The sequence below is a fragment of the Natronobacterium gregoryi SP2 genome (assembly GCF_000230715.2).
In the GTDB taxonomy this organism is placed as follows: domain Archaea; phylum Halobacteriota; class Halobacteria; order Halobacteriales; family Natrialbaceae; genus Natronobacterium; species Natronobacterium gregoryi.
Genome location: NC_019792.1, coordinates 3342904 through 3355499 on the forward strand (window position 1 = coordinate 3342904; position 12596 = coordinate 3355499).

Below are 12596 nucleotides of genomic sequence, written 5' to 3' on the forward strand. Positions count from 1 at the left end.
TGAGCGAAAGACACATAACGAGCTGTTCATGTTTAGGGTACGCGAGGTACGTTTCCGTATACTTACACTCGACGTGCCTCCGGCGCAGTCGTGTGGTTTCAGACGGAATGCTGTACCAATGTATCGGCGCGACCGCAGGCGGACTCGTGCTCGCGCCGGAACTGACTGACAGCAAACCGTATCAGTCGCCGTCGGATCTGTCGACTGGCGAAAACGAGCGCTGTCGCTCGTCGGTATCGTACGAAACAGGAAAGCAAATCGCGTGGCCAAAAACGCCACGCGATTGCTTGCCGCCCTGAATTGGTCCCCGCTGACGCTTCGGCCCTCCAAGCGAAGCGTCACCTGAACGATTCTGCTGGGAAAACTTAAATGTAACGGGATTGGTTGCCGTTCGAGTGAGTCCCGACCTCAGATATGTTCCTCCTCGAGCACCCAGCCAATCGCACGTTTGTAATAGGTGAACATTCGTTCGACGCCGTCGTGACTCATCTCCTCGCTCTCGAGTTGTTCTTCGAGGAACTCGTACTGCTCGCGGATCTCTTCTTCGTCGCGCATAGTCGAACCTAGGGATCGAACGGCAAAAATGTGGTCGCAAGCCGACAGCTACGTCGTCGGTGATCGTTTCGAAAAAGCGGGGCCGATCGCTCCTGACTACGGAACGGGAGTAGCCGGATTAGGTGCCGTCGTCCATCCCGTCGTCCTCGTCGTCCATCCCGTCGTCCTCGTCGTCCATCCCGTCGCCGAGCGTGAGTGTAACCTCCTCGTCGTCCCCGTCGATCGTGACTTCATCTTCGGTCTCTTCGTCCTCGTGCTCGGCGCGAACAGTGTAATCGTCGTTCGGGAGGTCCTCGAACTCGGCCTCTCCGTCACCGTCCGTCTCTTCTTCCATCGGGAACTCCGGCTCATCGTCCTCGTCGTCCATCTCGTCATCCATCTCGTTGTCCTCGTCGTCCATCCCGTCGTCCTCGTCGTCCTCGTCATCCATCTCGTCGTCCTCGTCGTCCATCTCGTCATCCATCTCGTCGTCCTCGTCGGCCGGTTGGACACCGACCGCAGCACCGTCGACAGGGTCACCCTCCTCGTCTTCGACGATAACGGTCAGTGTGAACGCCTCCTCTTCCTCTTCTTCGTCGTCGTCCTCCTCGTCATCTACCGGCTCTTCCTCGTCGTCTACCGGCTCTTCCTCGTCGTCCATAGGCTCCTCTTCATCGTCGACTGGCTCGTCCTCGGGGTCTTCGTCCGCACAGCCGGCCAGAACGAGTGCACTCGCGGTCCCTGCAGCAGCGACGAATTTTCGACGGTTGAGTCTTTGATGGGACATATTATTCGATAGAACGTTTCCGTGGGTTTCGGTGTGGCCTGCAACTGCCGTACGTTAATTACCTGTTGAACGGCGTTTAGGAAACTGTGACCGTCAGTGGCGACGAATCGTCCAACCGAGGCGATACTGCCTCCAAGAGCGATGGCAGCGGAAAACCAGCACTCTCGCCACTAGCGGGTAGTGGACAGACACTCTCTTCCGGCCGAAATTACGGATTCCAGGCAGATTTTGAGAGACTCTCCCGTGGGGGACTCTCACGGCCTCAGCCGTGGGAGGATGGCAGGATTTGCGGTCCCCACGGGTCCCTGCGGGTGCAGTTCGCCGAACAAGTCACACAGCGACACCCCCCAATTGTGCCCCGTCGCCGTTCCGGCCAAAGGCGTGTACAGCGTCGTCCTCGCCGCGGCCGCCGCCTGACGATCGCACTCATCTATCGGGTGTTGCTGTGAGCCTGTTCACCAGTCGACCGATCAACGACGTGACGCTCCCGCACGACTCCGTGGACTCTTTTGGGCTGGTAGCCGTACCGTCGCACATGAAAATCCGGGGCGAGCGCGAGTGCAAGGAGTGTGGGACCCGCTGGTCGTACTACGAAACCGCGAGCATCGACTGTCCAGCCTGTGGCAGCCTCCACAGTGTCGGCGTCGACGAACGGACCGAACACACCGACCGACAGGCCTCGTTCGACCTCACGCCCGTCCGGAACGACATCGACGAAGTTTCGACCGACGAACTCGCCGAGCGAGCGCGGGACCGCTGTCGCGAGTACGTTCGCCGGCGCGGATTCATCAACGCCGGCGAACTGCGCGACCTCGAGAACACGTATCTCGCCGCCACGGAACTGCTCCACGTCGCCGACGTCGTCGCTCGCGGGATCGAACTCGAGTTAGCGGACCGCGAAGAGCTGTACTTTCTTTCCCTGCTCCGGGACGCCGACGTCGGTGACCGCCCATCCACCGATGCGGTCCCGGCGACGCTCGAGTCCGCCCGCGGACTCGCCTACGCGAACGCAGTCCGGGAGTACCGACGCGACGTTCGCACTTGGGCTGGTGAGCGCGACGCGAAACTCACGACGAACGAACGCGGTGCACTCGAGACGCTCGGCGAACACGTCAAGCGACTTCGGATGCTCGACGGCGATGTCGATCCCCAGACGGCCGAACGGCTGGTCGAAACGACCCGCGAACTGGCCGACGGACTCCGTGGCGACGAAGTGGCGTTTGCCCGGGCACAGGAAGGTCTCGAGAACCTCGCGTTCTCTCGATAGCGTTTCATACGGATTACTGTAACAATTTACCGGCGCAACCGCCGCCCGGGTCGCGGTTGTGCCGGAAATGACTTACAGTAAACCGTATCAGCTCGGGGTGTGATGGTGCGATGAGGTGACCGTGCGCTCGGACGTTCTCTCGCCGCTTCGGGCTCGGTTTCAGAGCGCCACGGCGAAAGTCCCACGCTCTATGCGGAGATGGGGCCCGTCTAGCTGTGGGGACTCTCTTGTTTCGAACACAACCCTTTTCGACCGCCGGGCGTACCATCCAGTATGGACGAAGACGCGGTTCTCGACCGCCTGCAGTCGGTCGACGACCCAAAGCTCGGGGACGATATCGTTTCACTCGGCCTCGTCAACGACGTCACCGTCGACGGCGACGAAGTCGAACTCGATCTCGCGCTTGGCGCGCCGTACTCACCGACGGAGTCGAACGTCGCCGCCGAGGTTCGTGAACTGTTATTGGAGGAGGGACTCGAGCCCGACCTCTCTGCGAGCGTTCCGGACCGTGACGACGCGAGCGGCGACGATCAGGTGCTCCCAAACGTCAAGAACGTCATCGCCGTCGCCTCCGGGAAAGGTGGCGTCGGCAAGTCGACCGTGGCGGTCAACCTCGCAGCCGGCCTCTCGCAACTGGGTGCCCGCGTCGGTCTCTTCGACGCGGACGTTTACGGGCCGAACGTTCCCCGGATGGTCGACGCCGACGAGCCGCCGATGGCGACCGAGGACGAGACGCTCGTCCCGCCCGAGAAGTACGGGATCAAGCTGATGAGCATGGCCTTTCTTACCGGCGAGGACGACCCCGTCATCTGGCGCGGCCCGATGGTTCACAAAGTAATCACACAGCTTACGGAGGACGTCGAGTGGGGCCACCTCGACTACCTCGTCGTCGACCTCCCGCCGGGAACCGGCGACACGCAACTGACGATGCTCCAGACGATGCCCGTCACGGGCGCAGTGATCGTCACGACGCCACAAGACGTTGCCCTGGACGACGCGCGCAAGGGGCTCGAGATGTTCGCCAAACACGAGACCATCGTGCTCGGTATCGCCGAGAACATGTCGACGTTTGCCTGTCCGGACTGTGGCAGCGAGCACGATATCTTCGATTCCGGCGGCGGCAAGGAGTTCGCCGAGACCCACGAGATGCCGTTCCTGGGATCGATTCCGCTCGATCCGACGGTTCGGGAGGGCGGCGACGGCGGCGAGCCGACCGTCCTCGGCGAGGGTGAGGTAAGCGACGCCTTCCGAGTCCTCACGGAAAACGTCGCTGACAACGTCGGGATCGTACACCGACGTGCCGTCTCGCAGGCCCACCAGAGCCAAGCCCCGTCCATGGATTGAGACCGATGTCAGGTGACACTGCCAACCACGGAGACGAACGTTTCGAACCGGACACCGAACGCGTCGAACTGCTCCGGGATGTCGCCGACGAGATCCGCGACGAGACCAGCGAGAGCAAACAGCTCGCGAATATTCTCTACCGGACCAGCGACCTCTACGACGAAAAAGAGGAGACGACGCCCGAAGAGATCGTCCGCAACGTCAAATTCATCCTCGAGGTCACCGAACGCGGCGGCCTCGACGGATAGAGCAGCCGCGTCTCTTTTGAGCGCCGAACGCAGAGAAGAACACGACGTGGACGCAAACCAGCACACTCGATCGAACCCGTACGGTATGGACGAGGAGTGCCGGAACTGTCCGGCGCTCTGTGAGACGCGAACCCAGGTCGTCCACGGCTACGGCGACGTCGGTGCCGACTTCCTGTTCGTCGGCGAACACCCGACCGCACGGGCCGACGACGTCGGCGTCCCCTTCCTCGTCACCGACGAGGAGACCGACGGCTCGGGAACCTCACTCCGGCGGGTTCTCGAGCGACTCGCACTCTGTGACGCTACTTCCCCAGACGATCGCCCTGCCCTCGAGAACGCCTACCTCACGAACCTCACCCGGTGTCGCGATCCCGACCGTCGACCGACCGACGAGGAGATCGGTAACTGCGAACCCTATCTCGACGCCGAGATCAGGTCGATAAACCCCGAGGTGCTGATTCCCGTCGGCGAGCGGGCGCTCGCGGAACTCGGCACCGAGTACACGACGACGCCAGCCGAGGAACTCGCTCTCCCGGAGGCCCACGCGACGACCATCCGGGGCCGCGGGTTCGCGCTCGTTGCAATGCTCGAGCCTCGAGACCAGACCGACGAGCAGACCCAGGAGTGGCTCGAACACTTCGCGTCGCTGATGGCGTCGGACTATCGCCAGACGAAAGGACGGCGAGAACGGTAGTTACCAGTACGGGTTCTGTCGCCACTGACTCGAGCGAGCACCGAGGAGGATCAGCGCGCCGACGACGACGATCGTTACTGCAAGCACGCCGATCGAGGGGACAAATAGGTCGCCGGGACTCTCGAGCAGGTAGCCAGTGACGAAGCCGTAGACACCCAGTACAGCCAAGAGCGCGACGACGAGCGCGCCGAACAGTCCAGTGATGGTGACGGTCCGATCGTTCATACGTCTCGCAACGAAGTCCGCAGGTATAGTTTATGTGGTACTTCGTCCACGTCTCGAGTGACTGAAACGCCGCGTTCAAGGGTCGTGATAGCGGAGTGCCCGTATGATCGTCGTCGTTCCGGTCGATCCACCGCGAGAAGGACTCGTTCTGACGGGACTCGTCGAGTCGACGCCGCTGTCGGAAAACGAGGCAATCCAGTTGTACGAGGCTGCCGTCACCGACGTCGTCCGTACCGCAGTCGACAGCGGCGGCGACCTCCTCGTCAACTACAGGGACGAAGAGACGTTACCCGACGAGGTTGCGGACGGGGATTCGGAGGAGGCAGTTCGGGCGCTCGTCACCGATGCGCTCGAGGAGACCGACACAGATTCCGAAGCGGTCCGGTTCGAGCGCCAGGTCGGCTCGAGCAAGTCCGCACGAATCGGTAACACGGTGACCCACCTCCTCGAACGGGAGGGCGTCGACGGCGTGGGCGTCCTCGAGCCGACGGCACCGGCGGTCAAACGCTCGGACATCGACGGTGCGGCGATGGGGCTCCGTCGCCACGACGTCGTGCTCGGCCCGTCCTCCGACGGCCGGACGTACCTGGCCGCGTTCACCGACCCGATCGACTTCGAAGACGCGTACGCGCCGTTCGAGTTCGCCACGCTCGCGAACCGCGTCGACGAGGCAGGACTCGACCTCGGGTTCGCACCGATGGTGCCGACGCTCGCAACTCCTGGCGGCCTCCGGTCGACGATCGCGACGCTCGAAGCCCGCGCAGTGGCGAGTCGACTGACCGCGACTGCGACCGCGGTAGTCGTCGACGACCTCGAGATTTCGGTTGGAGAGGACGGCGACCTCGAGCGAGCGGAGACCGATAACCATTTTTGAGCGGACGGGGTACGTGGGAGTGAGGTGGGGTGGCAGAGCGGCCTAACGCGCCTGCCTTGAGAGCAGGTGGCTGTCAAGCCTCATGGGTTCAAATCCCATCCCCACCGCTTCTGCGACGAGCAATCCGTGAGGAGCGAAGCGTGAACGAGGGGTTTGAACTAGACCAGTCGCGCGCAGCGAAGCGAGCACGGAGCACGTCTGGGCGTGGTTCAAATCCCATCCCACCGTTTTTCCGCGAACAACTGCGACGAGCCTCACGAAGAGCACGTGAGCGGAAAACGAAACGGTGGGATTCGAATCAGATCGGGGGTCTGCGCGTAGCGCAGGTTATCGAGCGTGGTTCGAATCTCATCCCCTCCGTTTTTGTGACGAACGGAGCGCGGGGACCCGAGCGGCGAATCATCGGATTGGAATCGAGCAAGGGGAGAAAGCCTGTATCGACTACTAGCTGATAGGGAGGTATGGACCGCCGAACGGTGCTCGCTGGCGTTGGTGGGACACTCTCGGTGAGTGTTGTCGGGTGTCTCGACACGAGTCGTCTCTCGAGTCGAGGTGGCGACGCCTCTGAGTCGGAGACCGGTGATGACTTCGACCCTGATATCGAACCCACGACTCGGCTCGGTGACGGGGAACGAACGTCGATCGAGGCCGAACCCGACCGAGAGTACGAGTACGTGGACGCAGACGATAGCGTCCGCATCACGTACGACAGCGGCAAGACGAACGAGATGTCGTTCGACGAGTGGGGGACGAGACGGGCAACCGCGGCCGCGGCATCGCACGTTCGATCGTCGCTTTCCAGCGAGGAGTTACTCGGAACCGGTGTCTTCGTCGCAACGGGCGTCGCGGAGGTCGATACCCTCGAGGACGCACCCGAGGACCTGACGTTCGACAGGGCGATTCCACTCGGTGTGCTCGTCGACTACAACGCCAGCTACTCCCGCGGCGGGGACCTCCGCTCCGAACCCGACGTCGAGTTCGACGCGATCGTGGCCGCAACTCCTCGAGCGGTCGACGTCACGATGTTGTTCGAGGAGCGACCGTCCACAGCCGTTGTACCTGCCTTTTGTCGTCGAGGGTGGTCGCGAGAGGACTGATACGGATTACTGTAACGATGTACCGGCGCGACCGCAGGCTGGCTCGCGGTCGCGCCGGTACATCGGGACAGCGTTCCGTATGAGTGGAAAACGAGATCCGAACTGGGTCCATTCGGGACAGGGACGCCGAAAATACAGCGGAACGAGAGGTTACTGGTAGGACAACTCGAGTTCGAGCGCGCGCTCGAGTAGCCCCTCGTCGTAGTACTCTTCGGCCTGCTCGGGACGGGTGTCGTAGATTGCACGAACCTGCTGGACGGTGTTCCGGAAGTTCTTGAACGTCGCCTCGTCGACCATCTGGCCGTCCAGCGTGACGGCCCCGGTACCTTCGCGTTTGGCTTCGTTGAACCGTTCGATCTTGTTCACGTCGCGTTCGAGTTCCTCGGGCGTCGGCATGTGAACGGTGTTGGCCTGGATCGTCTGTTTGGGGTACAACGACCAGGAGCCGTCCAGCCCGAGACGCGCCTCGTGTTCGACCTGATCGGCGTACTCGTCGGCATTGTAGTAGGTCAACCCGGCACGTTCCTTGAACAGGTCGTCGAAGGGACCACCGATCGACAGCAGGCCGCCGGCGCTTGCCTCGTTCGAGAGCGCCTCGAGCAGGCCATCCCAGCGTGGCATTCCGTCGCCCAAATCTCGGCCCCCGAGTTCGGCGGCGTAGTCGACGGGGCCAAAGACGAGCGCGGTCAGCCGAGAGTCCTCGCCGAACTGGGCGATTTCTCGCAGATCCGAGCGAGCACGGCCAGTCTCGATGATGATCGATAGTCCGATCGACCCGTCGGCGTAGCCGTGTTCGGATTCGGCTTCAGCCACGGCTTTTGCGGCGTTCTGGACGTCCTCGAGTCGTCCCACTTTCGGGACGACGACGCCGTCGATTTCGTCGCCGACCTCGGAGACGAGCCGATCGATTTGGGCACGACCTTTCTCGCGGTAGGTTTCGTCCTCGTAGCTCCACTCGACGCGAGGCCAGATCTCGCCGGGGAACTCGTACTCGGGCACGTTCTCGATGGTGTTCTCGAGGCCCTGCTCTTTCATGTCGGGCGCTGTGCCGTCCTCTAAGTCGGGCACGAGCCAGTCGGGTGCCTGGAATCCCTCGGCCTCGAGGCCGGAGGTGAGGTACTTCGCCGAGTCGTCTTTCGGAACGGCGGCCGGTGCAGTCTGGAAGGTTCGACAGAGTCGGATGTCGTCGGTCATGTGTCTGGATTCGTTGGATTGTGTGGGTATCGTTCGGAGTCGGTGTCAATGCGTTCGTTTCTGGATCTCTGCAGTTCGCGTTCCCGAGTAGACGGGTTCGTCGTCCTGGTTGAACGCGACGTGTTCGAACCGGACGGTGCCCGCTTCGTCGCTCGAGGCGTCGTTCTCGGCCTCGAGTACGCGGGTAAAGGCGTAGACGGTGTCGCCGGCGGCGACGAACGTGTGGAACTTCTCGTCGTCGAAGCCGACCTCGCGCCAGGTCTGTTCGTCCGACCGGGCGTGACCCAGCGCAGTCGATCGGGTGACGTCGCCGTAAGTGACGATGTCTCCGGACGGCGAGTCGGCCATCACGTCGACGTTGTGGTGCTGTTTGGCCGTGTTCAGCGTCGCCAACGGCAGGGAAGCGACGGTGACGTCGTCCTGGGTGCGGCCGCGTTCGTGCTGGTAGGCGACGGCGGCGTCGCGGTCCTCGGATTCCTCGAGTGCGGCCACGAAGTCTTCGAAGTAGCCGCCTTCGGGCGTGACGAACGTTTCGGGGAGGCTGGGGCCGTCGTCTTCGATAGTCGCCGTCTCTCCACCGCCGTCGGAGCTGCCCTCCGACGAGGATCGCGAACCGTCACTTCCCTCCCCGCCGTCGGTCGCGACCGATTCGCGACGCGGGATCATGTTCGTGCGCTCGTAGGAGCACAGGATCTCGCCAGTTTCGGCGTCCGTGCCTCGGGTTCGCCAGGAGACGATGCCGTACTCGGGCCGAGAACTCGAGGTGGCAGTACTGACCACTTCGCTCTCGACGTGGAGTTCGGTCCCGTCGTAGACCGGTGTTCCGGGGAACCGGACGTCGGTGCGCCCGAGGAAGTAGCCGCCCTTTTCGCTCAGGTCCTCGACGGTAATGCCGAGGGTGGCCGCGGTGAGGTAGTCCGGGTGGATCGGGGGTTCGTCGAATCCGCGTGACTCGGCCGCGTCGGATCGCCAGTAGGCTGGATCGTGGTTCAGCGTCTGGCTCATCCACCCTTCGTTGCCGAACTGCGTGAGCGTGAGGCCGGGGTCGTGTTCGATGACGTCCCCTTCCTCGAAGTCCTCGAAGCAGTTTCCCTTCTCTTTCGTCTCGGCTCGCTCGAGTGCCTGGACGAACGTCTCGGGATCGGTCCAGTCAGTCATCTGCAGTCACCTCGTCACTCGCGGTCAGTTGCTGGTCACGCTTGCGTCGTGCGATCGTCCGTCGCATCTCGTTCTCGACGATCATGTACCCTTCGTCGAAACCCATCCCGGGCTTTGCGAGTACCTGGGCGGCGTCGGTCGCGAGCGCGACGTGGGCGCAGGCCCGCGAAGAGGTTGCGGTCTCGTTGCAGGTCCCGCCGAGATACGCGCGGGTGTTCGTTCCCTCGCAGTAACGGACCGCCTGTCCGCTACGGTGGATGCCGCCGAGGTCGGGCGTCTTGATCTGGACGAGATCGGCCGCGCCAGCGTCGACGAACGCCTGCACGTCCTCGAAGGTGTTGCACCACTCGTCGGCGACGACGTCGACGGCGACGTCCGCGGCCTCGAGTCCCTCGCGGAGTTCGACCATCTCCTCGATCTGTGCTTTGCGGTTGCCCGCGTCCATCGGTCCCTCGATCTGAATCGGGTACGGCGCGGCTGCCTCCTCGAGGGTGACGAAGTAGTCGACGACCTCGTCGCGGTCGTAGGGCGGGCCGAATATCTCGCCGATCATCCCGTAGACGTCGATGTGGAACCGCGGCTCGTAGTCGTCGGGGCCGAGTTCCTGGGACCGCTGGGTGAGCCACTCGACGTACTCGACGAGCGTCTCCCCGTCTTCGCCGATCTTCTCGACGCTGTTGATCAGGGCGTGGGGAAGCACGGGGACGCCCTTGACGAACATCTTCTCGGTGTTGGTATAGCGGTCGTCGCCGGACTGGCCGAAGACCGGCACCGGCTCCGTCGCAGGGTCGGTTCCCAGTGCGTCGGCCAGTACGTCGGTCTTCGTCGTGCCGTCGGCCTTGGCCGCCGCACCGAGCAGCGCCTGCGAGACGCCGTACCGGATCGCCGTGTGGAGTCGCTTCCCTTCGACCGCGAGTTCCTCGAGCAGTTCCGCGTTCGCGAGAAAGTCGGTGGCGTCGCGGCCGACGAGCTCGTCGGCGACCGGGCCTTCGACGACGGGCGCGTACTCCTCGGGCTGGAAGAGCGGGTCGCGCCCGCCGGCCCCGGAGTACTGGACCGCAGCGCAGTCGCCGCGAATCGTGGAGCCGTCCTCGAGGGAGATGTCGACGATGAGCGTTTCGCCGGCCTGGCGAATCTCCTCGAAGCCGTCGGTGACGGGCTCACCTTCGTAGGTGAAGCCGTCTTGCTTTGCACCCTGTTTGATCGCGCGCTGGTCGTCGAAGAAGAACCCGGCGTAGCCGGGCGTCGCGTGAATTCCTGTGAGCTTCATGTTAGGCGTCCCCCTGTGGTGGCTGTGGTCGGCCAATGAGCTTGCCGTCGCTGATCGCGTCGACATCGTCCGCGACCATCCGAAACGACTGGTCGCGACCCTCGGTGTCGGCGCGTCGCGAGAGGCGTGCCCTGTGGATCTCCTTGATGTCGTCGTCCATCTCGAGGTCGGCCCACTCGAAGATGCGGACGCGACCGTCGTCGTCGCGGGCGGGAAGGACGGCCCCCTTCGCGCTGTCGCTCGGGGCAAATGGGACGTCGAGTACGCCGGAGTCGAACGCCTCGATCGTCCCTCGGACGACGTCGCCGTCGCCGTGATCGTAGATCGTATCCATCAGACACCGGGTTTCGCGCTCGATGAGGTCCTGTTCCTCCGCGATACCGTCGATGTCGATGTTCTGTTCGATCGCCATGTCGATGACCTGCCGGGTCGTTCGCAGGCCGGAGGCGTTTGCCTCCTTGGTCGGCACCCCCTGGAACTCCTGGGGGGATTTGGTGATGACCTTGTCCGGTTGTGCGATCGCAGCGGTCATCCCGCCGAGGCTGATGACGCCGTTGGCGCGTGCCTCGTCCGGCGGAAAGCCGCCCATCCACTCGTGGAAGACGGTGGTGACGACGACCTCGTCGGGAAGGTACTCGTCGCCAAGCTTCTGCAAGGCGTTCAGGGCGGCGACGTCTTGGACGACGTTGCCGACCTGTCCGTAGCCGAGCGTGATCGAGCGCACGCCCTGCGTGGCGGCGAGTTGCCCCTCGACGATCATGATCGCGATTGCGATCGACGGCGGGACGAGCGTCCCCGTCAGCGGGCCGAACGGCTCGCGGTTGATCCGTACACCGCGTTCGGTGTAGGCACCCGCGAGGCGATCCACGAACTGCCACTTCTCGATCGTCTCCTCGAGGCCGTGTCGTTTCGTGTACGGAATGTTGTACGAGATCGGTCCGCCCTCGAAGCTCTGGAAGCCACCGGCGAAGGTGATCGCCGCGAGCAAGCGGGCGTCGGGTGTGCCGTGGCGAACTTCGATCGGAGCCTCGATCGACTCGATCAGTTCGCGACAGCCGTCGACTCCGTGGTTGACCGCGGGAAAGCCGTTGAGGGTGTTCTCGCCCGTTTCACGGGCTTTCTCGAGACCTTCCTGGGCTTTCTCGTACTCGTTGTCACGGGTGTAGGAGTCGATCGTGGTCGGCAAGAGGTCGGCCTGGCCCTCCCGGTGAAGGTACTCCAGCAACTCGATTTGGTCGTCGATCCGGGGTACTCCGGCTCGCGGCTGTAAGAGGGGCTTGTCAGCCGACTCGAGGACGTCCGCGAACCGTTTGTGGGCCGGCAGCGACTCGTGGTACTCGATCGCGTTCTCGAAGTCCACGTCGGCACCCGTTGGCCAGTTGGACCGGATCTCGTCGTCGATACGCCGTAGCTCGTCGGATGGAATACGCTCGTCTCGTATCATCTAGGAACTGATAGTAGCACGTTCCGACTCGGTTGGTGTGATCTCGAGGTCCTGTCGCAGGGCGGCGATCGCATCTTCCGGGTCGGTTTCGGAGTCGAAGACGCGATCGAAGCCGAGTTTCTGGAACGTGCGTCGGGTCTGCTCGAAGTCGCTCTGTCCGACGTCGAGGTTGCCGCCGATGTAGGTGACTGCGTCGACGTCGGCTTCGTCCAGCACCTCGTGAAATCCCTGGCAGTCCTGTTCGGCGTGACCGTAGAGCGAGGAGACCAGCACAGCCTCTGCATCGTGTGCTACTGCGGCCTCGGCGAACTCCGCTTGTGAGGTCTGGACGCCGAGATTGACGACGTCGAAACCAGCTGCACTGAACGCCTGCTCTAGGATCGTGATGCCAACGACGTGAGCGTCGGACCCGATCACGCCGAGGACAACCGTTCGGGACATCGTGTGCAGAACCATGAGG

General features: G+C 63.3%; 14 protein-coding genes and 1 tRNA gene. 7 read left to right on the forward strand and 8 right to left on the reverse strand.

Annotation, left to right across the window (positions count from 1 at the left end; genetic code table 11):
• Positions 1–408: 408 nt before the first annotated feature.
• Both NATGR_RS20020 and NATGR_RS16400 read right to left on the reverse strand, forming a co-directional pair.
• Positions 409–555 (reverse strand): hypothetical protein, encoded by a 147-nt coding sequence (locus NATGR_RS20020; protein ID WP_005576836.1) that lies wholly within the window; start codon positions 553–555, stop codon positions 409–411.
• 118 nt (positions 556–673) lie between these two features.
• Positions 674–1321 (reverse strand): hypothetical protein, encoded by a 648-nt coding sequence (locus NATGR_RS16400; RefSeq protein ID WP_005576833.1) that lies wholly within the window; start codon positions 1319–1321, stop codon positions 674–676.
• Between the two features lie 535 nt (positions 1322–1856).
• Between NATGR_RS16400 and NATGR_RS16405 the strand changes: the two genes are divergently transcribed.
• The 4 genes from NATGR_RS16405 to NATGR_RS16420 all read left to right on the forward strand — a co-directional run bounded on the left by NATGR_RS16405 (position 1857) and on the right by NATGR_RS16420 (position 4874).
• Entirely contained in the window at positions 1857–2588 is a 732-nt protein-coding gene (locus NATGR_RS16405; protein WP_005576831.1) for a DUF7117 family protein, read from the forward strand.
• Between the two features lie 273 nt (positions 2589–2861).
• On the forward strand, positions 2862–3932 hold the full coding sequence (locus tag NATGR_RS16410) for an Mrp/NBP35 family ATP-binding protein (RefSeq protein WP_005576829.1): 1071 nt from the start codon (positions 2862–2864) through the stop codon (positions 3930–3932).
• A gap of 5 nt (positions 3933–3937) precedes the next feature.
• A complete protein-coding gene (locus tag NATGR_RS16415; protein WP_005576828.1) occupies positions 3938–4180 on the forward strand; it encodes a hypothetical protein in 243 nt (80 codons plus the stop codon).
• A gap of 85 nt (positions 4181–4265) precedes the next feature.
• Complete coding sequence (locus tag NATGR_RS16420; RefSeq protein WP_005576825.1) at positions 4266–4874, forward strand: uracil-DNA glycosylase; 609 nt, start codon at positions 4266–4268, stop codon at positions 4872–4874.
• On the opposite strand, the gene NATGR_RS16425 is transcribed toward NATGR_RS16420, so the two are convergent.
• Positions 4875–5099, reverse strand: coding sequence for a hypothetical protein (locus NATGR_RS16425; protein WP_005576823.1), 225 nt, complete (start codon positions 5097–5099; stop codon positions 4875–4877). It lies immediately after the preceding gene.
• 103 nt (positions 5100–5202) lie between these two features.
• On the opposite strand from NATGR_RS16425, the gene NATGR_RS16430 reads away from it, so the two are divergent.
• From NATGR_RS16430 to NATGR_RS16440, 3 genes are all read left to right on the forward strand, one after another.
• Positions 5203–5973: a glycosyltransferase family protein gene (locus NATGR_RS16430; protein WP_005576821.1), complete on the forward strand. Its 771-nt coding sequence runs from the start codon at positions 5203–5205 to the stop codon at positions 5971–5973.
• Positions 5974–5996: 23 nt separating this feature from the next.
• Positions 5997–6080 (forward strand) — tRNA-Ser (locus NATGR_RS16435).
• Positions 6081–6434: 354 nt separating this feature from the next.
• A complete protein-coding gene (locus tag NATGR_RS16440) occupies positions 6435–7070 on the forward strand; it encodes a hypothetical protein (RefSeq protein WP_005576819.1) in 636 nt (211 codons plus the stop codon).
• Positions 7071–7220: 150 nt separating this feature from the next.
• Here the strand turns inward: NATGR_RS16440 and citE are convergent, their stop codons facing one another.
• Genes citE through glmS form a run of 5 tightly spaced genes read right to left on the reverse strand, consistent with a single transcriptional unit; the run spans position 7221 to position 12592 of the window.
• Positions 7221–8264 (reverse strand): L-malyl-CoA/beta-methylmalyl-CoA lyase, encoded by a 1044-nt coding sequence (citE, locus tag NATGR_RS16445; protein WP_005576817.1) that lies wholly within the window; start codon positions 8262–8264, stop codon positions 7221–7223.
• A gap of 45 nt (positions 8265–8309) precedes the next feature.
• Complete coding sequence (mch, locus tag NATGR_RS16450; RefSeq protein WP_005576816.1) at positions 8310–9422, reverse strand: 2-methylfumaryl-CoA hydratase; 1113 nt, start codon at positions 9420–9422, stop codon at positions 8310–8312.
• A complete protein-coding gene (locus tag NATGR_RS16455; RefSeq protein WP_005576814.1) occupies positions 9415–10692 on the reverse strand; it encodes a methylaspartate ammonia-lyase in 1278 nt (425 codons plus the stop codon). The genes mch and NATGR_RS16455 overlap by 8 nt, the downstream gene beginning before the upstream one ends.
• A gap of 1 nt (position 10693) precedes the next feature.
• Positions 10694–12136 carry a methylaspartate mutase subunit E gene (locus NATGR_RS16460; protein ID WP_005576812.1) on the reverse strand — a complete coding sequence of 481 codons (1443 nt, stop codon included), beginning with the start codon at positions 12134–12136 and terminating at the stop codon, positions 10694–10696.
• Entirely contained in the window at positions 12137–12592 is a 456-nt protein-coding gene (gene glmS / locus NATGR_RS16465; RefSeq protein WP_005576810.1) for a methylaspartate mutase subunit S, read from the reverse strand.
• Between the last annotated feature and the right edge of the window lie 4 nt (positions 12593–12596).